Raw genomic sequence first — 26,333 nt, forward strand, 5'->3', positions numbered from 1 at the left:
TCGACGTCGTCAAAGCGCGCCCAATGAGCGGCATTGAAATGGGCAGACGTCGGAAACGAGATCGAAGCTGTCTGTCCTTACGCGCACGGCGCGAGCGGCCGTAACAGTTACCGAGATGACAGCCTTTGCATCATCTGCTGAGTTCACGGATTGCAATAAGGGCGTTTGGATGATGGATGCCGGATCGACCGCGCGCGATTCCATTCGCGATCTCGAGGCCCGCATCAACCAGGACATTATCGGCCAGAAGCGGGTGGTCGAGCGGATCGTCATCGCGATGCTGGCCAATGGCAACGTCCTCCTCGAGGGGCTTCCGGGTCTGGCCAAGACACGCGCGATCAAAAGTCTCTCACAGAACCTCGAATCGGAGTTCAGCCGCATCCAGTTCACGCCGGACCTGTTGCCCTCGGACGTAACCGGCGGCGAGATCCTCCGACAGGACGGCCAGTTCGAATTCCGTAAGGGCCCGGTGTTCGGCAACCTCGTGCTCGCCGACGAAATCAACCGCGCGCCGCCCAAGGTGCAATCGGCGCTGCTCGAGGCGATGGAGGAGCGCCACGTCACCGTGGCGGGCAAGCGCTACGATCTGCCGCCGCTCTTCATGGTGCTCGCTACCCAGAATCCGATCGAACAGGAAGGCACCTATCCGCTTCCCGAAGCGCAGATGGACCGCTTCCTGATGCATGTGCGCATCGACTACCCGTCCGATGCGGATGAGGTGAAGGTCATGCGGCTTGTCCGCGCCGAGAGCGCTACCAGCGGCTCCGGTAAGGAGCCGCCTCCAAAGATCACCCAGCAAGTCATCTTCGACGCGCGCGCTGAGATCGACCGGGTCACGACGAAGGACGTCGTCGAGAACTACATGGTCGCGTTGATCGCGGCGACGCGGCGCCCGGCCGCGTTGGGCGACAAGCTGAAGAATTGGATCGCCATCGGCGCCAGTCCCCGCGGCTCGCTCGCTCTCGACAGGTGCTCGCGGACCTACGCCTGGCTGAAGGGACGCGATTACGTCACGCCCGAGGACGTCCAGGCCGTCGTCCATGACTGCCTCAGGCATCGTGTCTCGCTTGGCTACGAGGCCGGGGCCGACGGGGTCGACGCGGACGATGTGTTGGACGAGGTCGTCAAACAAGTCGCCGTTGCCGTTTAGCGCCTGCTCGACGAGTAGATCAGGATGGTTGAGCATGCATACGAACATCTCAACATGCCACTGATGCGCGACAACTTGGTAAGCGATGGTCACCATCCCATCAAAACCGCCCGGGCGTTCGTCACGCTGGAAGACCTCTTGCGCCTTGAGCACCGCGCCAGCGGTTTCAGCTTCCTGCCACGCCAGCCCGTGCACAGCCTGCTGGCGGGGCGCCATGCCTCGCGGCTGCGCGGCCGCGGCCTGAACTTCGAGGAACTCCGGCACTATTTCGAGGGCGACGACACCCGCACGATCGACTGGCTCGCCACAGCGCGGCTCGGCAGCCCGCATGTCCGCGTCTACTCCGAGGAGCGCGACCGCCCGGTCATCCTTCTGATCGACCAGCGCAGCACGATGTTCTTCGGCAGCCGCCGGGCGATGAAATCGGTCGCGGCAGCCGAGGCCGCCGCGCTCGCCGCTTGGCGCGTGTCGTCGCTGGGCGACCGCGTCGGGGCCGTCGTCTTCACCGATGATGGCATCGTCTCGATCAAAGCGCAGGCGCGCGACAAGGGCGTGGTCCGCGTCCTGAGCGAGATCGCCAAGGCGAATGCGGCGCTGGCGGCGCCTCCGACCTCTTCCGGAGACGAGCGCCTCAACGAGGCGCTGGCCGCCGCCTGCCGAATGGTCGCCCATGACGGTCTGGTCTGCCTGATTTCGGACGCCGCGGGCGAGGACGACGAGACGCAGCGGCTCATCACGAAGCTCTCGGCCCATAACGACGTCCTCGCGATCTTCATCCACGACCCACTCGAACAGGATCTTCCCGATATCGGCCGCGCCACGTTCAGCTCGGGCGTGGCCGAGATCGAGGTCGATGCTTCCGCCCCGGATTTTCGCCTGCACTTCGGCGAGGAACGGCGACAATGGCGGGAGCGACTGGCCGGGCTGTCGCGTAAGCGCGCGATCCCCGTCCTTCCGATCTCCACCGACCGTGACGTCGCCGACCAGTACCGCGAGTTGATCGGCCGGCGGCAGGCGCAGCGGCTCGCGAGCGGGAGGCGTTCATGAGTTCCGATCCCGGCGACCTCGCAAACCTGGCCGACCTCGCCTTGCCGCCTCCCGTTTCTTTCTGGCCACCGGCACCCGGCGTTTGGATCGTTGGCGGAACGCTGCTGGCGATGCTGCTCGTGGCCGCATGGCAGGCCGCCCGACGCTACCAGGCGGACGCGTATCTGCGCGAGGCGCACGCCGAACTCGATCGACTGGGGCCGGCGCCATCGATCGAGGGTGTCTCCGAGATCCTCAAGCGGGCCGCATTGGTCGCGTTCGGACGGGCGCACGTCGCATCCCTGACGGGAAAATCCTGGGGTGACTTCCTCATCGGAACCACGTCTTGCCCCGTGGACGATCTGGTGGCCCGGTTGAATGGCCCTGGTCCACACGCCAACGACAGGGCCGCAGCGCAGGCGCACGGCTGGCTCCGCGATCAACGCGGCCGCGTCTCCCGGGAGACGTAAACGATGCTGTCCTTCGCGCATCCGTGGATAGCCCTGCTCGCTCCGCTGCCGCTGCTGGTCTGGTTCGCCCTGCCTGCCCGTGCCGAGCGGCGTCCCGGGCTGCGCGTGCCGTTCTTCGACAGGCTCGCGAGAGTAAGCGGTCAGGTGCCGTATTCGGGTGGCGTGGTCGCCCGTCGTCATACGGCCCGTCTGATCGTCCTCGTGCTGGCCTGGCTGATGACGCTGGCCGCGCTTGCCCGCCCGCAGTGGATCGAGCCGGCGCTCCATCGCGACATGCCGACGCGCGACCTGCTGCTGCTCGTCGACCTGTCCGCTTCGATGGATACCACGGACTTCGTCGATGCTTCGGGGAAGCCCGTCGACCGCCTTACCGCGGTCAAGCAGGTGCTCGACGATTTCCTGTCGCGGCGGAAGGGTGACCGCGTCGGCGTCATCGTCTTCGGTGACGCGCCCTTCGCCCTCGTTCCGTTCACCACCGATCTGGAACTCAGCCGGGCCATGCTGCGCGACACCGCAGTCGGCATGGCGGGACCCCGCACAGCGTTCGGGGACGCAATCGGGCTAGGCATCGGCCGCTTCGCGAAGAGCTCGGTCAAGGCGAAGACAATGATCGCACTCACCGACGGCAATGACACGATCAGCAAGGTGCCGCCCGCCGAGGCGGCCGGGATCGCCAAGGACCAGGGCATCGTCATCCATACCGTGGCCGTCGGCGATCCCACCGCCGCCGGCGAGGACAAGCTCGACGAGGCGGCCCTGAAGGAGGTCGCCGACCGGACCGGAGGTGGCTTCTACCGCGCGCTCGATCGCGCTCAGCTCGCGGACATCTACCGCCGGCTCGACGAGATCGAGACCCGCCGGGTCGACACGGTGAGCTTCCGGCCACGACGCGACATCTTCTGGATGCCGCTGGCGGGAGTACTCGCCCTCACCTTGCTGACGCAGGGCATCGGGATTGCATTTCGGCACCGTTACTCGCGCGAAGTGAGATCCAACGCCACGCTGGAAGGGGCGGCGCCATGATTGCCGAGCTCTCAGCCTTCCATTTCGAGCGGCCGTTCTGGCTGCTCTCCCTCGCTCCAGCCATCGCCTTCTGGCTGTTCGAAAGACAGGCTTCCGACGCCTCCAGACAATGGCGGAAGGTCATCGACCCGGCCCTGCTTCCCTATCTCCTCGTCGGAGAGGAGCGTCGCTCGCGGCTTCGCCCTGTCGACTGGCTCCTGCTCGGCTGGATCGCCGCCATCATCGCCGTCTCCGGGCCTGCCTGGCAGCGCGAGCCGTCTCCTTTCGCGGATGCCAAGCCGCCCCTCGCCGTCGTGCTGAAGGTGACGCCGTCGATGATGACCGAGGACCTCGCTCCCACCCGGCTGGACCGGGCACGACAGAAGCTCGCGGACATCCTGGCCGCGCGCGAGGGAGCCTCGACGGCGCTGATCGCTTATTCCGGCTCGGCGCATATCGTCCTGCCGGCGACGACGGACGCGACCATCGTTATCGAACTCTCCAATGCTCTCTCGCCGAGTGTGATGCCGAAGGAGGGCGACGATCTGATCGGGGCGTTGGCGCTGGCAGAGCGTACGCTGGCGAACAGCATCAACGGCGGCTCGATCCTGCTGCTCGCAGACACGATCGGACCGCAGGCCGTCGACTGGCCGAAGCTGTCGCGCCCGGTCACCGTTCTCGGCCTCCTGCCGACAGGAGCGGCGCAGGATGCTCTGGGGCAGGTGCCGGGTGCCAGCATCATCGCGACGACACCGGACCAGACCGACGTCGCAGCCGTCGCTCGCCGTCTCGACGGCCGCGATGCCGCCGCAAGCGTGGCGGGTGAAGGCAGCCATTGGCGCGAGGCGGGGTACTGGCTGACGCCGCTGCTCGCCTTGCTGGTCTTGCTCTGGTTCCGGCGGGGATGGGCGCTGACATGAGGGCGCCGAGGCTCTACGGCCTGATCGGCCTCGTCGGCGCCGCAGCGCTCGTGGGAGCCGGACTGCGCACCGGTTGGAGCAACCTCTGGCTGCGGCCGGACCAACGCGGCCGCGTCCTGCTGGCGCGCAACGACCCAGCGGACGCGGCCATGGCCTTTCGCGATCCGCTCTGGCGCGGCGTCGCGTTCTATAGGTCGGGAAACTTCAAGGAGGCGTCGCAGGCGTTCTCGGCGCGCGACACAGCCGATGGCGCCTTCGATCAGGGCAATGCGCTCGTGATGCTCGGCCAGTACGAAGATGCGATGAAGCGGTACGACCGAGCGCTCGTGCTGCGCCCCGGCCGGCCGGAGGCGACCCGCAATCGCGAGATCGCCCGCATCCGCGCCGAGCGCCGGAAAACCAGGGGCGGTGAGACTGACCAAATGGACTCCAAGCCCGACGAAATCGTCTACGACAAGGATAAGAAGGGCGGCGAGGATACGACCGTCGCGCAGGCGACCCCGATGTCGGACGAGGCCGTCCGCGCCCTCTGGCTCAAGCGCGTCCAGACCCAGCCAGCCGACTTCCTGCGGGCGAAGTTTGCCTACCAGCTCAGTGCGGGCACGGCAGGGACGCCGCCATGAGAATTCTGCTCGCGCTCCTGCTGCTGCTTGTTCCGCTCCCGGCGGTCTCCCAGGCGCCCGGAGCGACGCCCCTCGTTCGAACCTCGCTGAAACCATCCGAAGGCGTCGTGATCGGCCAGCCCGTCACCGTGAGCGTCGCGGTGCTGTTCCCTGGCGAGATGCAGCACCCTCCGCTGGTCAAGATGCCGGAAGCGGCGGGCGCGCAGATCATGCGTTTCGAGAGCCAGGGCACCACGGTTCGCGATACCATCGACGGGCAGGATTACGTCGGCCAGACCTTCGAATTCGTTCTGTTCCCGCGCCGCGGCGGCACGATCGAGATCCCGCCGCCGGCGGTGATCTTGCTCGACCGCGGCGGCGATCCGGCCGGCTCCGCCAAGGGGACCGGGACGAGGCTGGACGTCACCGTCCCGAAAGGCGTCGATCCGTCAGCCCCCGTCCTCGTCGCCGATCGGGTCAACGTCGAACAGAACTGGTTGCCGGATCCAGCGACCGCGCGGTTCAAGGCCGGGGACGCGATCGTGCGGACGATCCAGCGCCGAGCCGACGGCGTTCCCGCTCTCGGAATGGCGGAGTTCCGGTTCACGGCGCCGGACGGCGTCAGGGTCTATGCCGGCCCGCCCGTCGTCGATGATCGGCCGACCCGGATGGGCATCGATGGCCACCGTACCGAAAAGGTGACCTACGTTTTCGAGAGACCCGGCAGCTACGAGCTGCCCGCCTTGACGCAGCCTTGGCTGACGTCGACCGACAAGGATGCCCATGTTGAAGCGCTTCCGGGAACGACCGTGACGGTTGAAGCCGCTCCTGAGGAGCAACGGCCGACACAAGGTTCGAAGCTTTGGGCGCTGTTCGTCGCCGTCGGGGCGGCCATCGGTGGAGGATGGTTCGGCCTGCGGCGTTGGCGTTGTTGGCAAATCCGTTGGCACGCATCGCCGGAATTCCAGCGTCGAACTCTGATCCGCGTGGCCCGTAGCGGTGACGCTCGATCCACCTATGAAGCGCTCGCGCCCTGGAGGGAATGCCTGACGTCAGCCGCCGGGCAAACCCTGGAAGGCAGTCCGGCGCTTTGGGCCGCGATCGACCGCCTGGAATGTTTCCTGTTCCGACCGGGAGGCACATGGACCAAGGATGACGGCCACGTTCTCGCTGTCGAACTCTCGAGCATGACCGCAAGAGCGCACAAGACATCCCCTGAAGGTTCCCTGCCCCGTTTGAATCCTGAGAGTGCCGGCCGCGGGCCAAACTCATGACGGCGACCTGTCGTGAAAGGCCAATCGCCGGATCCAGCGCAAAACCGACTTGGCGCTCTACCGCGAACGCAATCTCGTCGAGCGCTTCTTCAAGGCCTCAAAGGCTTCCGAGCCATCGCATCGCGCTACGACGAACTTGCAACCACCGTCGTGGCCGCCATTCAACTCGTCGCCGCACTCGCTTGGCTCAAATGACGACACGCTCCAGTTCGACTGCTGGCGATAGGCCGACTCGACGCATGCAGTTCACCGTACGGCTGTACTGGGTGGCTTCAGACGTTCGTAGGGCGTCTGTCGGTCTCTACGACCGCGCCAACAGCCGAATCTGCGCTGCCGCCTGAAAGTCGACATCCGGGGCGTGGCCGGCGGTGCCCTCCGCTCGCAGATGAGCGGAAAATTCGACGCTGGGCGCGCTACCTGATATGAACAGGCCGAGAGCTATCTGATCATCTCGTGGTGGTTGTGATGCGCGAAGAGTTTTCGACTCATCCGCACGCTCATCGTCGGCTCGCGGCTATTCTCGCGGCGGACATCGCTGGCTACAGCCAGATGATGGGCCACGACGAGGAAGGGACCGTTCGTCGGCTGAAGCATGTGCGCCGCGAGATCGTCGACCCCACGCTTGAAGAGCATTACGGCAGGCTCGTGAAGAATACCGGCGATGGTTTCATCGCCATGTTCGATAGCCCTCTCGAAGCCGTAAGATGCGCGATTGTCATTCAGCAGTCGGTAGCAGCAAGAAATACGGGCCTGCCCCGTGATTACTGGCTGCAATACCGGATGGGACTGAATCTGGGCGACGTTATCGTTGAACCGGATGATGTCTTTGGCGATGGCGTCAATATCGCCGCCCGCCTGGAAGCTCTGGCGATACCCGGCGGCGTCTATATCTCAGGCGGCATATACGAACAAATAAAGAACAAACTTGTCTGCGGATATCAATCGCTCGGCGACGAGAAGCTGAAGAACATCACCGATCCCGTTCGTATCTATCGTGTGCTTCCCGATCCGGTTTCGTTCACCGGCGCGACGAAAAAAAGACCGTCCTACCTGATCCCTGCCGGGATCGCAGCAGCTTTTGCTCTGGTTGCCGCCGGGCTCTATACCACCGGCTATTGGCCGGTCGGCGGGCAGACAAATCTGGTCTCCATCGAACGTTTCCCCCAGTGGGTGCCGGTCCCGTTGACCTCGGTGACGAACCAACCCGCACCGTCCCCGCGGGTTGAGCCAACAACTGGCAACACTGCAAATGCGGCCAAGCCTTTGGCACCATCGCCCGATCCTCCACCGGCCGCCCCGGCTTCAGATCCGCAGGTCGCGATCTTGGCCCCGAGCCTTCCTGCCGTGCGGATGATTCAAACCGCATCCGGCTTCCGCGACTGCGAAACCTGCCCCGAGATGATCCGCATACCCGGCGGATCCTTTCGGATGGGCAGCGATGAAGACCCCTCGGAACAACCGATCCGGACCGTGACCATCGCGCCATTCGCAATCGGGCTGTCTCCCATCTCCGTCGCCGAGTGGAACCGATGTGCGGCGGCAAAGGGCTGTCCCTTCGCACTCGAGGGAAGTGAAACCGCGCCCGCCCGCAATCTGAGTTGGCTCGATGCCAAGCAATATGCGGACTGGCTCGCGCAAGTGACCGGTAAACCTTACCGTCTGCCGAGCGAAGCGGAGTGGGAATACGCCGCCAGGGCGGGGACCTCGACCCGCTTCTGGTGGGGGCGCGAACTCGAACCCGGCAAGGCCAATTGCAGGGACTGCGGCGCTTCCCAGGATCCGAAGGCTCCGATGCCGGTCGGCAGTTTCGCGCGCAATGCATTCGGCGGTGCCGATTTCGGAGGCGGGGTCGCTCAGTGGGTGGCCGATTGCTGGGTGGCCAACTACCGCGATGCGCCCTCGGATGGCTTGCCTCGAACGGCTCAGAACTGCCGGGAGAACGTCTTGAGAGGCGGCTCCTGGCGAAGCAACGCGGCTTCCGTGAGGCCCGCGAGCCGAACCCATTACGACACGGGAGTCCGTTACCCGGCACACGGGTTCAGAATTGCTCGTTCGCTCTGACAGGAGGGTTCCATGGGCCGATCAGCCGGCTGCATCCTGCTTGCCTTTGCCGTCGTGAGCCTTCTGCCTGGGGGAACTCTGGCGCAGACAGCGCCAGCCCCAAAGCCCTCCACACCGCAACGCGCGCCGGCTCCCGATGCGCGCCTGTACATCATCTTTCCTTGGGACGGTGCGCAAATCCGCGGCGAATTCTGGGTGCGGTTCGGTCTCCGAAACATGGGCGTAACGCAGGCCGGCAGCTCCGCTCCGAATGCCGGACATCACCATCTCCTGGTCGATGTCACCGACGAGATCGATCCGGACGAGCCGATTCCGACGGACAACAAGCACCTTCACTTCGGTGCGGGCCAGACGGAGGCGAGGCTTGAACTGCCGCCGGGAAAACATACCCTCCAACTGGTGCTCGGCGACCCTGAGCACAGGCCGTTCAAACCGATGCTCATCTCGAAGAAGGTGACGATAACCGTGTTGCCAGTGGCACCGGCGAGAACGTCGAAGAAAGTCAGTGGAAAAGGTTCCTAGGACGAAAAAAAGCGGACCCTCCAAGGGACAGCCAGGCTCGGTCCCTGGCTTTGATCCGTCTAGCCAGGGAATGTCCGCTTCCGGGCAATAAGCTAACGTTCGCAGTTGGCGCTTCTCTCCCGGCCGGCCAAACAATCGCCCGGATCCCAGGATCAGCGCGTCCGTTTGCCAGAAGGCGAACAATGCAAATCTGAACAAAAAATAGCAACTTCTCTTGCCGCAATGGGCGAGCGCGATTGTCCATCAAATTCGTGGGTCGACTCTGAGCAGCAGAACGACGTCCGAGCGCCCTTGTTCGAAGCGTCGATCAAGTGTGCCGAACGATGTGGCTGCTGCTCGAGGCCGTGCATCGCGATTGAGCAGAGACGGCTTGAAATGCCCCTGCCCGCCGAGCCAAGCTTGCTCCATGAATTTGCGCCAGATCGAATTGCTGCGAGCGGTGGTCCGTTGCGAGACAACAGTCCGGGCAGCGCAGGAGCTCGGCCTCTCCCAGCCGGCCGTCAGCAACGGCATCAAGCATCTCGAGGCTCAACTCGGCTTTCCGCTGTTTGAGCGCGTCAACAACCGCCTCTTCGCCACCGAGGAGGCGCGAGCCCTCTACCGCGATTCCGACCCTCTGTTTGCGATGCAGGCTGCCTTCGCGACCCGCGTCACCGATCTGAAGGAAAACCGTGCCGGCCATGTCCGGCTGATCGCGACCCCGCCGCTCGGCTACAGCGTGGTTCCGGCAGCGCTGCAGCTCTTCCTGGCTAAGCGACCCAATATGAAGGTCTTCTTCGATATCCGCCGCTTCGAGAACGTCATCGATGCCGTCGACAGCGGCACCGCCGAACTCGGCTTCGTACTCGGCCTCGGCGATCATCGCGGGCTGAACTCCGAGGTGTTCTTCTCCGAGAACATGGTCTGCGCCATGCGGCCGGACCACCCGCTGGCGGAAAAGCCCGTTATCACGCCGGCCGATCTGCGCAGCGTGCCCTTCATCGCCCTCGAGCGGGGCACCAAGATGGGAACGCTCGTGCGCCAAGCCTTCGACAAGATGGCAGAGACTTACGAATTCTCCGTCGAAGTGCGTTACTGCAATACCGCCTGCATGCTGGCCGAGGCCGGCGTCGGCATCGCTGTGGTCGATCCGCTCTCGCCGCTCTTCGCCGGCCGGTTCAAGCTCGCGACCCGGCCCTTCGAGCCGGCGAGCCGGGTCGCGGCATCGGTCGTCCGCTCGGACAAGCGGCCGCTGTCGCGCGCCGCCGAGGCCTTCCTACGCGAGGTCCGGCAAGTCGCGAGCGGCCTGGCGGAGAAGCTGAGTTGAGCCACTTCGGGAGACTATTCGCGTCGGTTATCGCCCGCGGGCATAAAGCATAGCTGGCGCGATTGCCGGCCCCGCCATTCCATTTCACTGTCACTGCGAATTGGCTTTCCGGACAGCGACATGGACCTCCTGATCACCGGCACGACGCTCGTCACCTGCGATGATGAGCGCCGCATTATCGAAGACGGCGCCATCGCGATTGCTGCCGACCGCATCGTCGCAGTCGGCAAGAGCGCCGAGCTGGAGAAGGCCTATCCGGACACGGAGCGGATGTCCGGCCGCGGCCTCGCCGTCCTTCCGGGCCTGATCAACGCCCATACGCATACGATCCTGACCTCGCTGCGCGGCACGGTCGAGGACTGGAGCGGCGAGATCATCTACCGCTACATGTCGCCGATCTCCTACACGATGAGCGAGCATGAGCGCGGCGTGATGGCGGCGCTCGGCTGCCTGGAGGCGATCCGCAGCGGCACCACCACCCTGGTCGATCCTTTCCGCCATGTCGTGACCTATGCCGGCGCCATGGCCGATACCGGCATGCGCCTCTGGCTCTCGGAATCCTGCGCCGACATCGACACCCGCAAGATCCGCTTCGGCGACTACTCGGTCGACGAGGCCTTCGGCCAGGCCTTCCTCGACCGTGCCCAGGCCCTGGTCGAGGGCTGGCACGGCGCCCGCAACGGCCGCGTCAACTGCCAGATAGCGGCCCATGCCCCGGACAACTGCTCTCCGGCCATGCTCGCGAAGCTGCTCGAATTGGCGGGCAAGCACGGGCTGACCCGCACCTGCCATCTCGCCCAGAGCACAGGCGAGGTCGCCTCGATCCGCGAGCGCTATGGCCTGACCCCGGCCGCCTATCTCGACCGCGAGGGCTTTCTCAGCCCCGACCTGACCGCTGCGCACTGGACCTACTGCACGCGCGATGACGTCGCGCTCCTTGCCGAACGCGGGGTGACGCTGGCACATTGCCCGGCGAGCTCCAGCCGCCGCGGCCTCCACAAGGTGCCGATCGGCTGGATCCGCGACGCCGGAGCCCGCATCGCAATCGGCACCGACAATATGAGCGAGGACATGTTCCAGGCGATGGCGATCGGCTCGATCGTGCATCGCACGGGCCGCGGCCGCGAGGCCGAGAACGGCACGTCGCCAACGCCGCAGGAGGTGCTCGACATGGTCACCCGCGATGCGGCGGCCAGCGTCGGCGCAGGCGACAGCATTGGTGCGCTCGCCCCTGGCATGAAGGCTGATCTGACGATCCTCGACCTGCGCTCCCCGGCCATGCGGCCGATCATCCGCCTGACGTCGAACATCGTCCATTACGGCCATCCCGGCCTCGTCCGCTCCGTGATCGTCGACGGCGAGTTCGTGATGCGCGACGGCAAGGTGCTGACCGTGGACGAGGACGCCCTGCTCGAGGAGGCGGATGCCGTCACCAGGGCGGTCTGGGATCGCATGATCGCGGCGAATCCCGATATCGCTCCCCCGCCCGGCGAGCTTCGCTGGCTCAACGGCTGACCGGACCGCAACCATGACCCTGACCACCGCGCCCAAGACCGGCCATGCTACCTTCCTCTATTCCGAGCTCGCCACCGATCTCGACAATCTCGGGGCGGCCGACATCGCCTTCCTCGGCATTCCCTATGGCGACGCCTACAGCTTCGCCGAGATCGTCAACGACCAAACCAACATGCCGGCGGCGATGCGCCGTGCCACCGACCGCATCACCCGCTCGATCGAGCGCTATGATTTCGACGTCGGCGGGCCGCTTTACGACAATCGGCCGATCCGGACGGTCGATTGCGGCGACATCATCGGCGATTTCCGCGATCTCACCGCGCATTACCGCAAGGCCGAAGACGCGATCCGCAAGATCCGCGCGGCCGGCGCGATGCCGATCGTGCTCGGCGGCGACCATGGGGTGCCGATCCCGGTGCTGTGCGGCCTCGACGGCGACGGCCCGATCACGCTGGTTCAGATCGACCAGCATCTCGACTGGCGCCTGGAGGTTAACGGCGTGACGCAGGGTTATTCGAGCCCGATCCGTCGCGCCTCCGAGATGGAGCATGTCCACGACATCTTCCAGATCGGCCTGCGCGCCACGGGCAGCGCCCGGCAGGAAGAGGTCGATGCGGCGCGCGCCTATGGTGCCCATCTGGTCAGCGCCTATGAGGTCCATGACAACGGCATGGAATCGGTGCTGGCGCGCATCCCCGACGGCGGCCGCTACTACCTGACGATCGATCTCGACGGCATGGACCCGGCGATCGCGCCCGGCGTCGCCGGCCCCTGCCCCAGCGGCATCACCTTCGCCCAGGCCCGCAAGCTGATCCACGGCCTCGTCGCCAAGGGCCGCGTCGTCGGCATGGACGTGGTCGAGATCACGCCACGCAGCGACGTCAACCAGATCACCTGCATCACCGCCGGGCGCCTGGTCGTAAACATGATAGGCGCGGCGGTCCGCGCCGGCTATTTCGGCAAATGAGCGAAGCTTCCAGGGTGGACGACGGCACAGCCTTGCCGACGCCGGGCGCCGAAGCGCTGAAGCAGGCCGTACGCGCGCAACGCGATGCGGCCCTCGTCTTTTTCGCGAGACTGGCCCAAGGCAGCCAGGGTCATCCCGGCATCACCCGCGACACCTACGGCGCCGGCGAGAATTTCGGCCACGCCGTCTTCGCCGATACGGCGGCGGCCGCGGGGCTCGAGCTGCAGCGCGACGCCGCCGCCAACACTTATGCGACCTGGGCCGGCAGCGACCCGTCCCTGCCGCGCATCCTGATGGGCTCGCATCTCGACAGCGTGCCGCATGGCGGCAATTTCGACGGGGCGGCGGGTGTCCTCGCCGGGCTCGTGGTGATCGAGAGCCTGCGGCAACTCGGCCTGCGCCCGCGCCGGAATGTCACGGTGATGGGCGTGCGGGCAGAGGAAAGCGTCTGGTTCCAGGTCTCCTATATCGGCAGCCGCTCCGCGCTGGCATCCCTGCCGCCCGGCGCGCTGGACAGCCCGCGTATCGATACCGGGCGGCCGCTGGCGAGCCATATCGCCGAATGCGGCGGCGATCCCGAAGCGCTAGTCCGCGGCGAGCGCTTCCTCGATCCCGCCGCGATCCGCGCCTTCCTGGAGGTCCATATCGAGCAGGCACCGAGTCTGGTGGAAGCGGGGTATCCGCTCGCGATCTGCACCGGCATTCCGGGCAATTTCCGTTTTCCGGACGTAACCGTGACCGGCCGGCACGATCATGTCGGCACTCCCCGCCGCTTCCGACGCGATGCGGCGATGGCCGCGACCGCCTTCGCTGCCGCGCTCGACGCGATCTGGGCCGAATACGAGGAAGCCGGCACCCCGGTCGCCATGACGTTCGGCCGCTTCCACACCGACACCGCGATGCACGGCATGACCACGGTGCCCGGCGCCTTCCATTTCAGCCTGGACGTCCGCGGCTATGATGTCGGCGTGATCGCGGCGATCGAGGCGCGCATTCCGGAAATCGTCGCGCGCATCGAGGCCGAGCGCAGTGTCAGCTTTGATTTCGGGGCGCGTGCCTCGGCGGCGGTCGGTCTCGTCGACCAGGTCATATTCGGGGAGCTGACCGAGGCCGCGGCCAGGCTCGACATCCCCGCCATGCCGCTCGGCAGCCCGGCCTCGCATGATGCTGCGGCCTTTGCCGCCGCCGGCGTGCCGACCGCGATGCTGTTCGTGCGCAACGAAAACGGCAGCCACAATCCGCTCGAGCAGATGGACATCGACGACTTCCTCGACGCCTGCACCGTGCTGGCGGACTGGGTCGCCCGCAACGCAGGATAGAGAGGCGCGATGAGCGAAGGCGTGATTGCCGAGCTGGCGGGTTTCGTCGCCGAGCTCTCCTATCGCGACATTCCCGAGGCGATCGCCGTCAAGGCCAAGCACCACAGCCTCGACACGCTGGGCGCCGCGCTGGCGGGCGCCGTCTCGCAGGAGGCGATCCGAACGCGGACTATGCTCGCAGCCGCAGGGCATGCCGGGACCGCGCCGCTCTGGGGCACCGGCGAGAGCCTCGCGCCGCGCGAGGCCGCGCTCGTGAACGGCATCGCAGCCCATGCCTTCGAACTCGACGACACCGGCGGTTGCGACCATTCCGGCGCCGTCGTCCTGCCGGCGCTGCTCGCTGTGCTGCCGCTCGCCGGGCGCGCCGTCACGGGGAAGGAATTCCTGACCGCGGTCGTCGCCGGCTACGATGTCGGCCGGCGGGTGATGGAGGGCTTCGGTGGCTATGTCGCGCATAACAGCGTCGGCTGGCACTCCACCGGCACCTGCGGCGCCTTCGCGGCCGCGGCGGCCTGCGCCTCGCTGCTGCGATTGTCCCCTGCCCAGACGGCGGATTGCCTCGGCATCGCCGTCAGCCTCGCCAGCGGCACCTGGAACTTCATCCATGACGGCGCGATGACCAAGCGGCTCCATGCCGGCCGCGCCGCCGAAGGCGGGCTGACAGCGGCCTTGCTGGCACGCGAAGGCTTCAGCGGCCCGCGCCGCGGCTTCGACGATGTCTGGGGCGGCTTCTTCGCCACCTATGCCGGCGGACGCGAGACCAAGGTGGAGCGGGTGACGCAGAATCTCGGCCGCGACTGGATGCTGCGGCATGCCGCGATCAAGCCCTATGCCTCCTGCCGCGACACGCACGCCGCCGTGGATGCGATCGGCCGGCTGATCGAGCGCGAGGGCCTTGCGGCGGGGGACGTCGCGAAGGTCCGGGCCCGCCTCAATACCTTCCTCAACGGAATGGTGGGCGGCAGCGATGTTTCGACCATGCCGGCGGCGCAGATGAGCCTGCCCTATGCGGTCGCGGCCCGGATCTGCTTCGGCTCGGCCAGGCTCTCCGCCTATGGTGAAGAATGTCGCAATGCGCCGGAGCTGCAGGCGTTGCTGGGGAATGTCTCGATCCTGCGGGACGAAACCGTCACCGCGAGCTGGGCTTCGTCCCTGATCGTCGAGACGGTCGATGGGCGCCGTTTCGAGGAGCCGACATCGACGCCGCTCGGCGCGCCCGACAACCCGGTTTCGCTGGCGCAGCTTCGGGAGAAATTCGACGGGCTCGCCGCGCTCACCCTGCCGCGAGAGCAGGCCGACAGGCTGGCGGAAACGATGCTGGGTCTGGAGCGTCTCGACGACGTCGCGGCGCTGCCGAAACTCCTGGCGGCTTGAAACGCGCCGCCTCAACCCGGGTGCTACTGCACCATCACCGTACCGATCGCCATCGCGACGGCGGCCTGGGTCGGGTCGATCACCGGAATGCCGAGCGCCTCCTCGAGCGGCTTGCGGTGGCGCGCCATGCCGGCGCAGCCCATCACGATGGCGCCGGCGCCATCGAGTTCCTTCAGCTCGGTGCCGATGGCGATCATGCGCTCCAGCGTCTTCTCGCCGGTCGCGCTCTCGGCCACCGACATCTCGAGCGCCCGCTCGCCGGCCAAGCGGTCCATCAGCGCCATCTGCCTGAGATAACGGATATGCCGCGGGATCGAACGCGTGCGGATCGCGATCACGCCGAAGCGCTCGGCGCGGGTCAGCGCGGTCAGGACGCCGCATTCGGCGATGCCGAAGACCGGGCGATTCGTGCCTTCGCGGGCGATATGGATGCCCGGGTCGGAATAGCAGGCGATGATGAAGGCGTCGGCGTCGTTGATCGCCTCGATGCGGCGGCGCAGCGGGATCGTCACGCTTTCGGCATGCTCCTGCGTCTCGATGCCGATCGGCCCTTCGCGCAGCGTCTCGCAGATGATTTCAGGGCCGTCGGCGGTCGAAAGCGGCAGCACGGCCTGCCGAAGCCCTTCCGTCACCGTCTCGTTCGAATTCGGATTGATGACGAGAATACGCCGTCTGCGCGACATGCCCTGATTTCCCTGCCTCGATGCAATGCATCATTGTCCGAATCCATCATCGTCGCTCGCCCGCGCCGCGTCCAGCAGGAGACCCCATGACCACCCCCACTTATGATCTCGTCATCCGCGGCGGCACGGTCGGCACCGCGACCGGGCGATTCGCCGCCGATATCGGCGTCACGGCCGAGCGCATCGTCGCCATCGGCGAGAAGCTGGCCGCCGGCGCCCGCGAGATCGACGCGACCGGCAAGCTCGTCCTGCCCGGCGGCGTCGACACCCATGCCCATATCGAGCAGGTCTCGGCCGGCGGCCTGCTCAACGCCGACAGCTTCGAGAGCGCGACCGCCTCGGCCGCTTTCGGCGGGACTACGACGGTGATGTGCTTCGCCGCCCAGCATCGCGGGCTCGACCTGCGCCAGGTCGTCACCGACTACGAGGCGCGGGCGCGCCGCGGCGCAATGATCGACTACGCCTTCCACCTGATCATAGCCAACCCGGATGCCAAGACGCTGGAGCAGGACCTGCCGGCGCTGATCGGCGAAGGCCACTCCTCGATCAAGGTCTTCATGACCTACGACCTGATCAAGGTCGACGACGAGCCGCTGCTCGATCTGTTGCTGACAGCCCGGCAGAACCGGGCGCTGGTCTGCGTCCATGCCGAAAATCACGGCATGATTTCCTGGATGGGCAAGAAGCTGCTCGCGAAAGGGTATTCGGCGCCCAAATATCATGCACCGAGCCATCCGCGCGGATCCGAGGCCGAGGCGTTCACCCGGCTGATCGCGGCGGCCGAACTGCTCGACCAGCCGATCATGATCTTCCACGTCTCGACGCGGGAAGGCGCCGAGGTGATCCGCAAGGCGCGCGGGCGCGGCCTCAAGGTCTTCGCCGAGACCTGCCCGCAATATCTCTTCCTGACCCGGCACGACATCGACAAGCCGGGGCTCGAGGGGGCGAAGTGGATGTGTTCGCCGCCGCCGCGCGAACACGACGACCAGGAGGCGCTCTGGCAGGCGCTCGCGCTCGGCGACATCCAGACGATCTCATCCGACCATGCGCCCTATGCCTTCGACGAGACGGGCAAGCTCTCGGCCGGGCCGGATTCGACCTTCAAGCAGATCGCAAACGGGCTTCCCGGCCTGGAAACGCGCCTGCCGCTGCTGTTCGACGCGATGGTCAGCAAGGGCCGAGGGGAGTTCGCCGGCCGCGGTCTCGAGGCCTTCGTCGACCTGACGGCGACGACCCCGGCCGCGATCTACAACCTGAAGGGCAAGGGCGCGATCCAGATCGGCAACGATGCCGATATCGCGATCTGGGACCCGGCTAAGACGGTCGCGATCACCGACGCCGCGATGCATGACCGGACCGGCTTCACGCCGTTCGCCGGGCGCAGCGTCCAGGGCTGGCCGGTCCATGTGCTGGTGCGAGGCCGGGACGTCGTCGCCGGCGGCGAGGTCGCGGGCGTGGCCGGCAGCGGGCGCTGGATCGGCCGCGATGGCGGCTGGGCGGCCGAGCCGACCGGGCGCCTCTGCGCCGACATGGATCCGGAGCGCAACTTCGGCGCCGCCCTGCTTTCAGAGCAGGTCCCGGCCGCGCCTATAATCCCGGCGAATAGGTGAGGCGCCATTTTAATTCGGTCACTTTGCCGGCGATGACTTAGCTTCTCTCGCGAAGCCGCAAGAACCAGAAAACGGGGGGCTTCGGGACTGATCGCCGGCCTCGCTGGGCGGCTGCGAGAGGAGAAGGCCATGGCCACCGCTTCGGTGAAGCAACGAATCTTGTCCTGGATCGAGGAGGATCGTGACGAGCTCCTGGCCTTCCTGTCCAAGTTCGTCTCGATCCCGACGCCCAACCCGCCCGGCGATACCCGCGAATGCGCCGACTGGCTGGTCGCGCGGCTGAAGCAGAAGGGCGTTCCGGTCGAGGTGCGCTCGGCCAAGGAACACCTGCCGAACGTCGTCGGCTCCTTCGAGGGCGGCAAGGCCGGGCGCCATCTCGTCCTCAACGGCCATATCGACGTGTTTCCGGAAGGCGCTCGCGAAAGCTGGTCGCGCGCCCCGTGGAGCGGCGCGATTGAGGACGGCAGGGTCCATGGCCGCGGCGTGGCTGACATGAAGTGCGGCACCGCCGCCTCGATCTGGACCTATATCTACCTGCACCGCCTGCGCGAGGAGCTCGGCGGGCGCCTCACCCTGACCTGCGTCTCCGACGAGGAGACCGGTGGGACCTGGGGCGCGAAGTGGCTCATCGAGGAATTCGGCGAGGAATTCCGCGGCGACTGCATGCTGAACGGCGAGCCGAGCGTGCCGAGCATGGTGCGCTTCGGCGAGAAGGGCACGCTGCGCATCGTCGTCGAGGTCGACACGCCCGGCGCCCATGCGGCCTACACCCACGCCAGCCCGAACGCGATCAAGATCGCCTCCGACCTGATCCAAGACATCTATACGCTGGAGCAACTGCCGGTGGAGCAGGAGCAGTCGGTGCGCGCCGCCATCGAGGCCGGCTTCGCCGCGATCGACAACGGCGTCGGCAAGGGCGCGTCGGGCATCCTCAACAAGGTCACGGTCTCGGTCGGCGTCGTTCAGGGCGGCGTCAAGATCAACATGCTGCCGGGACATTGCCGGCTCGAATGCGACATCCGCCTGCCGATCGGCATGACGCATGCGTTCATGCTGGCTGAGGTCGAGAAGCGCATCGCGCGCCACCCGCCGGCACGGCTCACCCCGGTCTGGACCCATTCCTGCGAGCCGACGGTCAGCCCGCCGGAGCATGAGATGCTCGCGATCCTCAAGGGCACGGTGAGCGAACTCGGCTGGCCCGAGCCTGTATCGGCCGTCAGCCTTGGCGCGACCGACTGCAAGCATTGGCGGCAGAACGGCGTGCCTTCCTATGTCTATGGCTGCAGCCCCACCGGCATGGCGAAGCCGAACGAGTACGTGGAGATCGAGGAATTCCTTCACGTCGTCCGCACGCATGCGCTCGCCGCCGCAGCCTATCTCTCCGCTGACCACGCCCGCGATTGGACATGACCATGGATCGCCTCGTTCCGCTTACCCTCTCCCTGCCCGGCTGCGGCGCCGCCCCGGTTCCGACCGCGGTCAAGCATGGAGAGCGCCTTTATCTCAGCGGCGCCAACGCCGCGCAGCCCGACGGGTCGGTCAAGGGCCTCGGCGACGCCGCCGCCCAGACCCATGCGGCCCTGGACTATCTCGAGGCCGCGTTGAAGGCAGCCGGCGGTTCGCTCGACAACCTCACCAAGCTGACCACCTGCATCGTCGACCGCGGCTACCGCACGGAGGTCTACCGCATCATCACCAAGCGCGTGCCGAATGCCCGCCCGGTCTCGACCGGGCTGGTCGTCGCCGGCCTCGGCCGGCCCGAGCTGATCGTGCAGATCGATGCAGAGGCGGCAATCCCGCAGGTTCCGGCCGTCTACACCCGGGCCTATACCTTCGATAACTGGCACGGGCAGGGCTTCCCCTGGACCGGCTCGATGGTGGTGAAGACCGACAACGAGTTCTTCGTGCGCGGGCAGACCGGCTCCGGGCTCGATCACAGCCAGTCGCCTGATACCGGCCGCAGCGTCGCCGATTCCGCGGCCCAGGCGGACATCGCGATGAAGAACCTCGCCACGCTCCTCGCCGAGGCCGGCGCCGCGATGGACGACGTCTGCAAGATGACCGTCTACATCAGCGACCGCGCCTATCGAGCCGGCGTCTATCCGATGATCGGCAAGCATTTCGGCGAGGTCCGCCCGGTCTCGACCGGCATCGTCACCACCGCCTTCGCCCGGCCGGAAATCCTGTTCGAGATCGACGTGGTGGTGATCCCGAAGCAGGGCGGCAAGCCGCATGAGCGCCTGCGGCCCTACCACTCCAGCAATGCGCGCTACGGCACCCAGGCACAGGGCCTCGACAGCAAGCTCTGCATGGCCGTGGTCGCGGGCGACCGCGTCATCCTGCGCGGCCAGACCGGCATGGGGCTCGACCATGTGCTGCACGGTGCAGGCGACGCCACGGCCCAGGCCGAGAAGGCGATGGACAATGTCGAGCTCCTGCTCGCCGATGCCGGGGCGACCCTGGCCGATGTCGCCAAGGCGACCGTCTACGTCACCGAGAGCGACTTCCTGCCGGCCGTCAACGCGGCCGTCCTCAAGCGCTTCGGCGCCAATCCGCCGGCTTTCGCGACCGTCGTGGTGAAGGGGCTGGCCAGCCCCGAGTTGCTGATGGAAGTCGATATCGTCGCCATCAAGGGGCAGAGCGGACGATGACCTTCTCGCTGGCGGGACGCTGCGCCCGCACCGGCATGTTGGGTGCCGTCGTCACCACCTCCTCGATCGCGGTCGGCTCGCGCTGCCAGCATGCCGCCGCCGGCATCGGCGCCGCCCTGACGCAGCACATGACCGATCCGCGGCTCGGCCCGCTGGCGCTCGATCTGCTGCGCCGCGGCTACTCCGCCGAAAACGTCATCAAGGCGCTGGTCGGCGCGACGCCGCGCAGCGACTGGCGCCAGCTCGCGGTCATCGACGCGTATGGTCGCACCGCCGCCTTCAGCGGTGCCAGCAACAAGCCGGAAGTCGCCGAGGCGCATGGCAAGGACTGTGTCGCGCTCGGGAACATCGTGCGCAGCAAGGACGTGCCCTTCGCCATGGTGAGGGCCTTCGAGGCCGAGCCCGGGCAGCCGCTCGCGGCGCGCCTGATCGCTGCGCTCAAGGCCGGCGACGACGCCGGCGGCGAGTTCAAGCCGCTGGTGTCGACCGCGCTGGTCGTCGCCGACAAGCAGGCCTTTCCCTATGTCGACCTGCGCGTCGACAGCGCCGCCGATCCGATCGCGACCTTGGCACGGCTCTGGCAAGAGTACGAGCCGGTGGCGGATCTCTACGTCACGCGGGCGATCGATCCGGATTCCGCGATCTCGCCACCCTGAGGCACCGCCTGAGACCAACGAAAAAATGGGGATTACAATGCGACGAATTCTACTGGGGCTTTCCGTAGCAACGAGCGTCATGGCCGCAGCCATGGCTCCCGCCCTCGCCCAGGGCACTGTGCGGGTCGCCGTCGGCACCACGCTCAACAATCTCGACCCGGCCAAGACGACGATCGGTGACGAATACATCTACGTCCATCTCGTCTTCAACGGCCTGTCGCGGATCGACCCCGACCTGACCGTGAAGCCCGACCTCGCGGAGAGCTGGACGACCTCGGAGGACCTCAAGACCTGGACCTTCAAGCTCCGCGACGGCGTCAAGTTCCACCACGGCCGCACTCTCGATTCCGAGGACGTCGTGGCGACGGTGAAGCGCATCCTCGATCCCGCCACCGGCTCGCGCGCCCGCACCAGCCTGGAGATGGTCGAGAGCGTCGATGCGAGCGGCCCGCTCGAGGTTACCTTCAAGCTGAAGTTCCCCTATGCCGGCTTCGCCGACATCTTCGCCGACCGCCAGCTGCGCATCGTCGCCAAGGACAAGCTCGGTGAGCTCTCGACGCAGCCGATCGGCACCGGCCCCTTCATGTTCAAGTCCTGGTCGCCCGGCGACCGCATGGAGTTGGTCAAGAACCCGGACTATTTCGAGAAGGGCCTGCCGAAGCTCGACGGCGCCACCATCCGCATCGTGCCGGAGGCGGCCGCCCGCATCGCCGCGCTCGAATCGGGCGCGATCGACATCCTCTGGAACCTCCCCTACGAGTCCGTGGAGAAGTTCGAGAAGCACGCCTCGATCCGCGTCGACAGCGTCCCGACGCCGACCTGGGACGGCGTGATTCTCAACAACGATCGGCCGCCCTTCAACGATCCGCGAGTCCGTAAGGCGCTTGCGCTAACGATCGACAAGGAGGCACTCGTCGAGCTCGCCCTGTTCGGCCAGGGCGCGCCGACCTTCAGCCCGCTGCCGCCGAGCCATCCCTATTTCAACACCGAGCTGAAGTTCAGCCCGCCGGACGTCGCCCAGGCCAAGAAGCTGATGGCCGAGGCCGGCTTCCCGAACGGCGTCGACGTGCCGATGCAGGTTCCTCAGGAGCGCGAGCAGCGCGTGCGCCTCGGCGTCGCGGTACGCGACATGGCGCGCGCCGCCGGCATCCGCATCAATGTCGAGCGCGTCCCCTTCGCCTCCTACGCGGCAAATGTTGCGGGCAAGGCGCAGATGTATGTGGACGGCTATTTCGCCCGGCCGACGGTCGATACCGCGCTCTACCCCTTCTACCACTCGACCGGATCGTGGAACCGCCAACTCTGGCGCTACAGCGAGCCGCGCGTCGACAAGATCCTCGACCAGGCCCGCCAGACCAATGACGAGGAAGCGCGCAAGAAGCTGTTCAAGGAGTTCCAGGCGGTGGTCGAGGAGACCCAGCCGAGCATCATCGCGTACGCGATGGCGCATGTGAACGGGGTCAGCAAGAAGGTCGACGGCTTCAAATCGACCCCGATGCTCTGGCTCGAGCTCAAGAACGTCACCCTTAAGCCGTAAACCGGGCAAGCATCGATGACCGCCTACGTCGTACGCCGACTTCTCTTCGTCGTCCTCGTCCTCGTGGCGGTTTCGATGCTCGTCTTCGGCATCACCGCGCTGCTGCCGGCGAACGTCGCCTATCTGATCCTGGGACCCTTCGCGCCCCCGGAGCAGGTGCGCGCGCTGGAGCTTAAGCTGGGTCTCACCGACCCGATCTGGCAGCAGTATCTTCGCTGGGCGAGCGGTTTCCTGACCGGCGACCTCGGCGAATCCACCCTGATGAACCGCCCGATCGGCCCGCTACTCGCGGAAGCGATCGGGCGCTCCCTCATGTTGACCGGCGCCTCCTTCGTGCTGATCGCGGTGATCGGCGTCGGGCTCGGCATCGTCGCGGCGCTCCGCCATGGCCGTCCGCTCGACCATGGCGTCTCGGTCGGCACCTATCTCGGCATCGCCGTTCCGGAATTCTTCTGGGCGATCGTCGTGATCATGGTTTTCGCCGCCTGGCTCGGCTGGCTGCCGGCCTCCGGCTACGAGTCTCCGTCGGCAGGCCTTTGGATCTGGGCGCAGCACCTGATCGCGCCAACCATCACCCTGGTCTTCGGCCATCTCGCCCATGTCTCGCGGCTGACGCGCTCGAGCATGATCGAGGTGCTGCAGAGCCCCTACGTCACCGCGGCGCGCGCCAAGGGCCTGCCGGAGCGCGTGATCGTGCTGCATCACGCCCTGCGCAACGCCCTGCTGCCGACGATCACCGTGCTGGCGCTCGATTTCGGCCGGCTCATGGGCGGCATCGTCGTGGTCGAGACCATCTTTGCCTATCCGGGCCTCGGCCGGTTGATCGTCTTCTCCATCCAGAACCGCGACCTGCCGACGCTGCAGGCGTCGATCCTCGTGGTGGCCGCGATCTACGCGCTCGCCAACCTCATGGCGGACCTCCTCTATGCTCGCTTCAATCCCAAGATCAGGTTCGGCCGCAATGTCGGGTGACGCGACCACGGCCTCCGCGGCCGCACCGGAGAAGCCGCCGCGCCGGCCGATGTCGCTGCAGCTCAAGGTCGGCCTCGCGATCACGGGGACGATGGTGCTGCTCGGGCTGCTGGCGCCCTGGATCGCGCCGCATCCCTGGGACACCATCTCGATGCGCACGCGTTTCCTGGCACCGAACGCGACCTACTGGCTCGGCACCGACGAGTACGGCCGCGACGTGCTCAGCCGCCTGCTGATGGGCGCACGCCTGTCGATCGCGATGGGCGTCGCCGCCACCGTCGTCAGCCTCGCGATCGGTGTCCCGATGGGCCTTGCGGCCGGTTATTTCCGCGGCTGGACCGACGAAGTCCTGATGCGGCTCGCCGACATCCTGATGGCAGTCCCGCCGATCATGCTCGGCCTCCTTGTCCTCGCGGTGACGCCGCCGGCGCTGTGGAAGACCGCGCTCGCCGTCGGCTTCGTCTATATCCCGCTGATCGCGCGCATAGCACGCAGCGTCACCCTCACCCTCGCCAACGAGGAGTTCATCCAGGCCGCCAAGGCTCGCGCCGAGAGCAACTGGTACATCCTCTTCCGCGAGATCCTGCCCAATGCCTGGCCGCCGCTGCTGGTCGAGGCCAGCCTGCGAGTGACCTATGCGATCCTGCTCGGCTCGGCGCTGAGCTTTCTGGGGCTGGGCGCTCAGCCGCCGAGTTCGGACTGGGGCCTGATGATCTCGGAAGCACGCTCCTTCATTGACCGCGCGCCCTGGATCGCGCTGGCGCCGGGCATCGCCATGTGCGTGCTCGTCATCGGCATCAACCTGCTCGGCGACGGCGCCCGCGAGCGGCTCGACCCGCGGCTCAAGGCCCGCATCGGAAAGCGCTGACATGCTGCAGATCGACGACCTCACTGTCCGATACCGCACGCCGGGCGGCGTGCTCGAGGCGCTTTCCTCGATTTCGATCTCAGCCGAGAAGGGCCGCACGCTGGCGCTGGTCGGCGAGTCCGGATCGGGCAAGAGCACGGTGGCGCTGGCCGCGATGGGCCTGCTGCCGCAGGAGGCCGAGATCGCCTCCGGCAAGATCGTCTTCGACGGCCGGGACATCGGCGCGATGTCCTTCGAGGAGCGCCGTCAGTTGCGCGGCTCGCGGCTCGGCCTGGTCTTCCAGGATCCGTTCTCCGTCCTCAACCCGTCGCTGCCGATCGGCGAGCAGGTTGGCGAGGGGCTGGTCCATCATCGCGGCTTCAGCAAGGCCCAGGCCTTCGAGCGTGCGGTGGAACTGCTCAACGAGGTTGGCATCGTCAATCCGCAGGCTGTCGCCAAGGCCTATCCGCACGAGCTCTCCGGCGGCATGCGCCAGCGCGCGCTGATCGCCGGCGCACTGGCGCCGGAGCCGGACCTGCTGATCCTCGACGAGCCGACGACGGCTCTCGACGTGACGATCGAGGCGCAGATCCTCGATCTGCTCGAACAGCTGCGGACGAGCCGCGGGCTCACCATGCTCTTCATCAGTCACAATCTCGGCGTGGTCCGGCGCATCGCCGACGAGGTCGCGGTGCTCTATGCCGGGCAGATCGTCGAGCACGGCAGCACCACCGAGGTGCTGCACCACCCGGTGCATCCCTATTCCAAGGGGCTGCTCGCGGCGATCCCGCGCATCGGCCTGAAGCAGCATCGCCTCGCCGCCATCCCGGGCCGCCTGCCCGACCTGCGCAAGCCGCCCTCCGGCTGCCGCTTCATCACGCGCTGCCCCTTCGCGACGCCGTCCAGCGATGCGCCGCAGACGCTTCGCCAGGTCGGTGAGCGCAAGGTCCGCTGCGCCAATGCCGAGCCCCTGCGCGACACGCCCTGGCCCCGACCAGAGCAGGTTGCCGAGCCGATCGACCTCTCCGCCCGCAACCAGAAGCCGATCGTCTCGGTCACCGATCTCACCAAGACCTTCCGGCTCGGTGGTGGCTGGCGCTTCGACGGCTGGCGTCCGCGCAAGGTCGAGACGCTGCTGACGCCGGTCAACGCCATCAGCCTCGACATCCGCCAGGGCGAAGTGCTCGGCCTCGTCGGCGAATCCGGCTCGGGCAAGACGACGCTCGGCCGCACCATCCTGCGCCTGATCGACCCCGACGCCGGGACGATCCGGATCGGATCGGAAACGATATCGGACAAGCCGCAGCGCGAGTTGGAGGCCATGCGTCGCACGGCACAGATCGTCTTCCAGAACCCGGATTCCTCGCTCAACCCGCGCAAGACCATCGGTGAACTGCTGGCTCGCCCGATCGAGCGCTTCGGCCTGGTGCCGAAGGCCGAGATCCCGGCGCGTGTCCGGGCCCTGCTCGATCTCGTGCGCCTGCCCGCCCATTACGCGGATCGCTACGCCCACCAGATGAGCGGCGGCGAGAAGCAGCGCGTCGGCATAGCCCGCGCGCTGGCGACAGAGCCGAAATTCATCGTCTGCGACGAACCGGTCTCGGCGTTGGACGTCTCGGTCCAGGCGGCAATCGTCAACCTGCTCGCCGACCTGCGCGACCGCCTTGGCGTCGCCTATCTGTTCATTTCCCACGACATCTCGGTGGTCGCCCATCTCGCCGACAGGATCGCAGTGATGAACCGCGGCGAGCTGGTCGAGATCGGGGATGCCGACACAGTGATGAACAATCCGCAGCACCCCTATACGATCAAGCTGCTTTCGGCAGTGCCGAGAGTCGATGCTGCGATGCAAGCGAGAACCTGAGCGGA

At 66.8% G+C, this 26,333-nt stretch carries 23 protein-coding genes and 1 pseudogene; 23 read left to right on the forward strand and 1 reads right to left on the reverse strand.

Translation table 11 applies throughout. The annotated features are described in order from the left end of the window. Positions 1-172 precede the first annotated feature (172 nt). From ASE63_RS16000 to ASE63_RS16065, 15 genes and pseudogenes are all read left to right on the forward strand, one after another. Positions 173-1,150, forward strand: a complete 978-nt coding sequence (locus ASE63_RS16000) for a MoxR family ATPase (protein ID WP_056803242.1) — start codon at positions 173-175, stop codon at positions 1,148-1,150. Positions 1,151-1,174: 24 nt separating this feature from the next. After that, complete coding sequence (locus ASE63_RS16005; protein WP_244491422.1) at positions 1,175-2,197, forward strand: DUF58 domain-containing protein; 1,023 nt, start codon at positions 1,175-1,177, stop codon at positions 2,195-2,197. After that, positions 2,194-2,646 (forward strand): DUF4381 domain-containing protein, encoded by a 453-nt coding sequence (locus ASE63_RS16010; protein WP_082610004.1) that lies wholly within the window; start codon positions 2,194-2,196, stop codon positions 2,644-2,646. The genes ASE63_RS16005 and ASE63_RS16010 overlap by 4 nt, the downstream gene beginning before the upstream one ends. A 3-nt stretch (positions 2,647-2,649) precedes the next feature. Beyond that, positions 2,650-3,669, forward strand: a complete 1,020-nt coding sequence (locus ASE63_RS16015; RefSeq protein ID WP_056803137.1) for a VWA domain-containing protein — start codon at positions 2,650-2,652, stop codon at positions 3,667-3,669. Beyond that, entirely contained in the window at positions 3,666-4,568 is a 903-nt protein-coding gene (locus ASE63_RS16020) for a VWA domain-containing protein (RefSeq protein WP_244491423.1), read from the forward strand. The genes ASE63_RS16015 and ASE63_RS16020 overlap by 4 nt, the downstream gene beginning before the upstream one ends. Beyond that, positions 4,565-5,191: a hypothetical protein gene (locus ASE63_RS16025; protein WP_056803252.1), complete on the forward strand. Its 627-nt coding sequence runs from the start codon at positions 4,565-4,567 to the stop codon at positions 5,189-5,191. Before ASE63_RS16020 ends, ASE63_RS16025 begins: the two co-directional genes overlap by 4 nt. Then, the gene (locus ASE63_RS16030; protein ID WP_056803140.1) at positions 5,188-6,444 is read left to right on the forward strand and encodes a BatD family protein; all 1,257 of its coding nucleotides are present in this window, start codon (positions 5,188-5,190) and stop codon (positions 6,442-6,444) included. Before ASE63_RS16025 ends, ASE63_RS16030 begins: the two co-directional genes overlap by 4 nt. Before the next feature lie 16 nt (positions 6,445-6,460). Further along, a pseudogene (locus ASE63_RS26665) lies at positions 6,461-6,639 on the forward strand (transposase); the annotation flags it as partial. A 270-nt stretch (positions 6,640-6,909) separates the two neighbouring features. Then, on the forward strand, positions 6,910-8,505 hold the full coding sequence (locus tag ASE63_RS16035) for an SUMF1/EgtB/PvdO family nonheme iron enzyme (protein ID WP_056803142.1): 1,596 nt from the start codon (positions 6,910-6,912) through the stop codon (positions 8,503-8,505). Between the two features lie 12 nt (positions 8,506-8,517). After that, complete coding sequence (locus ASE63_RS26670; RefSeq protein ID WP_082610005.1) at positions 8,518-9,027, forward strand: DUF4399 domain-containing protein; 510 nt, start codon at positions 8,518-8,520, stop codon at positions 9,025-9,027. 406 nt (positions 9,028-9,433) lie between these two features. Continuing rightward, entirely contained in the window at positions 9,434-10,333 is a 900-nt protein-coding gene (locus tag ASE63_RS16045; RefSeq protein ID WP_056803147.1) for a LysR family transcriptional regulator, read from the forward strand. A gap of 120 nt (positions 10,334-10,453) precedes the next feature. Next, positions 10,454-11,848 (forward strand): amidohydrolase family protein, encoded by a 1,395-nt coding sequence (locus ASE63_RS16050; RefSeq protein ID WP_056803149.1) that lies wholly within the window; start codon positions 10,454-10,456, stop codon positions 11,846-11,848. Between the two features lie 13 nt (positions 11,849-11,861). Further along, positions 11,862-12,815: an agmatinase gene (locus ASE63_RS16055; RefSeq protein WP_056803167.1), complete on the forward strand. Its 954-nt coding sequence runs from the start codon at positions 11,862-11,864 to the stop codon at positions 12,813-12,815. Continuing rightward, positions 12,812-14,134, forward strand: coding sequence for a hydantoinase/carbamoylase family amidase (locus ASE63_RS16060; RefSeq protein WP_056803170.1), 1,323 nt, complete (start codon positions 12,812-12,814; stop codon positions 14,132-14,134). Before ASE63_RS16055 ends, ASE63_RS16060 begins: the two co-directional genes overlap by 4 nt. A 9-nt stretch (positions 14,135-14,143) precedes the next feature. After that, positions 14,144-15,508, forward strand: a complete 1,365-nt coding sequence (locus ASE63_RS16065; RefSeq protein ID WP_056803173.1) for an MmgE/PrpD family protein — start codon at positions 14,144-14,146, stop codon at positions 15,506-15,508. A gap of 23 nt (positions 15,509-15,531) precedes the next feature. On the opposite strand, the gene ASE63_RS16070 is transcribed toward ASE63_RS16065, so the two are convergent. Continuing rightward, on the reverse strand, positions 15,532-16,191 hold the full coding sequence (locus ASE63_RS16070) for an aspartate/glutamate racemase family protein (RefSeq protein WP_056803175.1): 660 nt from the start codon (positions 16,189-16,191) through the stop codon (positions 15,532-15,534). 86 nt (positions 16,192-16,277) lie between these two features. Here ASE63_RS16070 and hydA point away from each other — a divergent pair, with 86 nt between their 5' ends. The 8 genes from hydA to ASE63_RS16110 all read left to right on the forward strand — a co-directional run bounded on the left by hydA (position 16,278) and on the right by ASE63_RS16110 (position 26,328). Further along, positions 16,278-17,801 carry a dihydropyrimidinase gene (gene hydA, locus ASE63_RS16075; RefSeq protein ID WP_056803180.1) on the forward strand — a complete coding sequence of 508 codons (1,524 nt, stop codon included), beginning with the start codon at positions 16,278-16,280 and terminating at the stop codon, positions 17,799-17,801. Positions 17,802-17,930: 129 nt separating this feature from the next. Next, positions 17,931-19,211 carry a M20/M25/M40 family metallo-hydrolase gene (locus ASE63_RS16080; protein WP_056803183.1) on the forward strand — a complete coding sequence of 427 codons (1,281 nt, stop codon included), beginning with the start codon at positions 17,931-17,933 and terminating at the stop codon, positions 19,209-19,211. 2 nt (positions 19,212-19,213) lie between these two features. Next, positions 19,214-20,452, forward strand: a complete 1,239-nt coding sequence (locus tag ASE63_RS16085; RefSeq protein WP_056803186.1) for a RidA family protein — start codon at positions 19,214-19,216, stop codon at positions 20,450-20,452. Further along, complete coding sequence (locus tag ASE63_RS16090; RefSeq protein WP_056803189.1) at positions 20,449-21,108, forward strand: DUF1028 domain-containing protein; 660 nt, start codon at positions 20,449-20,451, stop codon at positions 21,106-21,108. Before ASE63_RS16085 ends, ASE63_RS16090 begins: the two co-directional genes overlap by 4 nt. 79 nt (positions 21,109-21,187) lie before the next feature. After that, on the forward strand, positions 21,188-22,645 hold the full coding sequence (locus tag ASE63_RS16095) for an ABC transporter substrate-binding protein (RefSeq protein ID WP_056803192.1): 1,458 nt from the start codon (positions 21,188-21,190) through the stop codon (positions 22,643-22,645). A gap of 15 nt (positions 22,646-22,660) precedes the next feature. Next, complete coding sequence (locus ASE63_RS16100) at positions 22,661-23,617, forward strand: ABC transporter permease (RefSeq protein WP_056803194.1); 957 nt, start codon at positions 22,661-22,663, stop codon at positions 23,615-23,617. Further along, positions 23,607-24,485: an ABC transporter permease gene (locus ASE63_RS16105; RefSeq protein WP_200962577.1), complete on the forward strand. Its 879-nt coding sequence runs from the start codon at positions 23,607-23,609 to the stop codon at positions 24,483-24,485. Before ASE63_RS16100 ends, ASE63_RS16105 begins: the two co-directional genes overlap by 11 nt. 1 nt (position 24,486) lies before the next feature. Beyond that, positions 24,487-26,328: an ABC transporter ATP-binding protein gene (locus ASE63_RS16110; RefSeq protein ID WP_056803197.1), complete on the forward strand. Its 1,842-nt coding sequence runs from the start codon at positions 24,487-24,489 to the stop codon at positions 26,326-26,328. The last annotated feature ends 5 nt before the right edge of the window (positions 26,329-26,333 follow it).

The sequence above is a fragment of the Allobosea sp. Root381 genome, from assembly GCF_001429395.1.
In the GTDB taxonomy this organism is placed as follows: Bacteria; Pseudomonadota; Alphaproteobacteria; order Rhizobiales; family Beijerinckiaceae; genus Allobosea.

Coding starts and splice junctions, on each gene's coding strand:
- ASE63_RS16000 (WP_056803242.1), top strand. CDS start 173: ATGGATGCCGGATCGACCGCGCGCGATTCCATTCGCGATCTCGAGGCC.
- ASE63_RS16005 (WP_244491422.1), top strand. CDS start 1,175: ATGGTTGAGCATGCATACGAACATCTCAACATGCCACTGATGCGCGAC.
- ASE63_RS16010 (WP_082610004.1), top strand. CDS start 2,194: ATGAGTTCCGATCCCGGCGACCTCGCAAACCTGGCCGACCTCGCCTTG.
- ASE63_RS16015 (WP_056803137.1), top strand. CDS start 2,650: ATGCTGTCCTTCGCGCATCCGTGGATAGCCCTGCTCGCTCCGCTGCCG.
- ASE63_RS16020 (WP_244491423.1), top strand. CDS start 3,666: ATGATTGCCGAGCTCTCAGCCTTCCATTTCGAGCGGCCGTTCTGGCTG.
- ASE63_RS16025 (WP_056803252.1), top strand. CDS start 4,565: ATGAGGGCGCCGAGGCTCTACGGCCTGATCGGCCTCGTCGGCGCCGCA.
- ASE63_RS16030 (WP_056803140.1), top strand. CDS start 5,188: ATGAGAATTCTGCTCGCGCTCCTGCTGCTGCTTGTTCCGCTCCCGGCG.
- ASE63_RS16035 (WP_056803142.1), top strand. CDS start 6,910: ATGCGCGAAGAGTTTTCGACTCATCCGCACGCTCATCGTCGGCTCGCG.
- ASE63_RS26670 (WP_082610005.1), top strand. CDS start 8,518: ATGGGCCGATCAGCCGGCTGCATCCTGCTTGCCTTTGCCGTCGTGAGC.
- ASE63_RS16045 (WP_056803147.1), top strand. CDS start 9,434: ATGAATTTGCGCCAGATCGAATTGCTGCGAGCGGTGGTCCGTTGCGAG.
- ASE63_RS16050 (WP_056803149.1), top strand. CDS start 10,454: ATGGACCTCCTGATCACCGGCACGACGCTCGTCACCTGCGATGATGAG.
- ASE63_RS16055 (WP_056803167.1), top strand. CDS start 11,862: ATGACCCTGACCACCGCGCCCAAGACCGGCCATGCTACCTTCCTCTAT.
- ASE63_RS16060 (WP_056803170.1), top strand. CDS start 12,812: ATGAGCGAAGCTTCCAGGGTGGACGACGGCACAGCCTTGCCGACGCCG.
- ASE63_RS16065 (WP_056803173.1), top strand. CDS start 14,144: ATGAGCGAAGGCGTGATTGCCGAGCTGGCGGGTTTCGTCGCCGAGCTC.
- ASE63_RS16070 (WP_056803175.1), bottom strand. CDS start 16,191: ATGTCGCGCAGACGGCGTATTCTCGTCATCAATCCGAATTCGAACGAG.
- hydA (WP_056803180.1), top strand. CDS start 16,278: ATGACCACCCCCACTTATGATCTCGTCATCCGCGGCGGCACGGTCGGC.
- ASE63_RS16080 (WP_056803183.1), top strand. CDS start 17,931: ATGGCCACCGCTTCGGTGAAGCAACGAATCTTGTCCTGGATCGAGGAG.
- ASE63_RS16085 (WP_056803186.1), top strand. CDS start 19,214: ATGGATCGCCTCGTTCCGCTTACCCTCTCCCTGCCCGGCTGCGGCGCC.
- ASE63_RS16090 (WP_056803189.1), top strand. CDS start 20,449: ATGACCTTCTCGCTGGCGGGACGCTGCGCCCGCACCGGCATGTTGGGT.
- ASE63_RS16095 (WP_056803192.1), top strand. CDS start 21,188: ATGGCCGCAGCCATGGCTCCCGCCCTCGCCCAGGGCACTGTGCGGGTC.
- ASE63_RS16100 (WP_056803194.1), top strand. CDS start 22,661: ATGACCGCCTACGTCGTACGCCGACTTCTCTTCGTCGTCCTCGTCCTC.
- ASE63_RS16105 (WP_200962577.1), top strand. CDS start 23,607: ATGTCGGGTGACGCGACCACGGCCTCCGCGGCCGCACCGGAGAAGCCG.
- ASE63_RS16110 (WP_056803197.1), top strand. CDS start 24,487: ATGCTGCAGATCGACGACCTCACTGTCCGATACCGCACGCCGGGCGGC.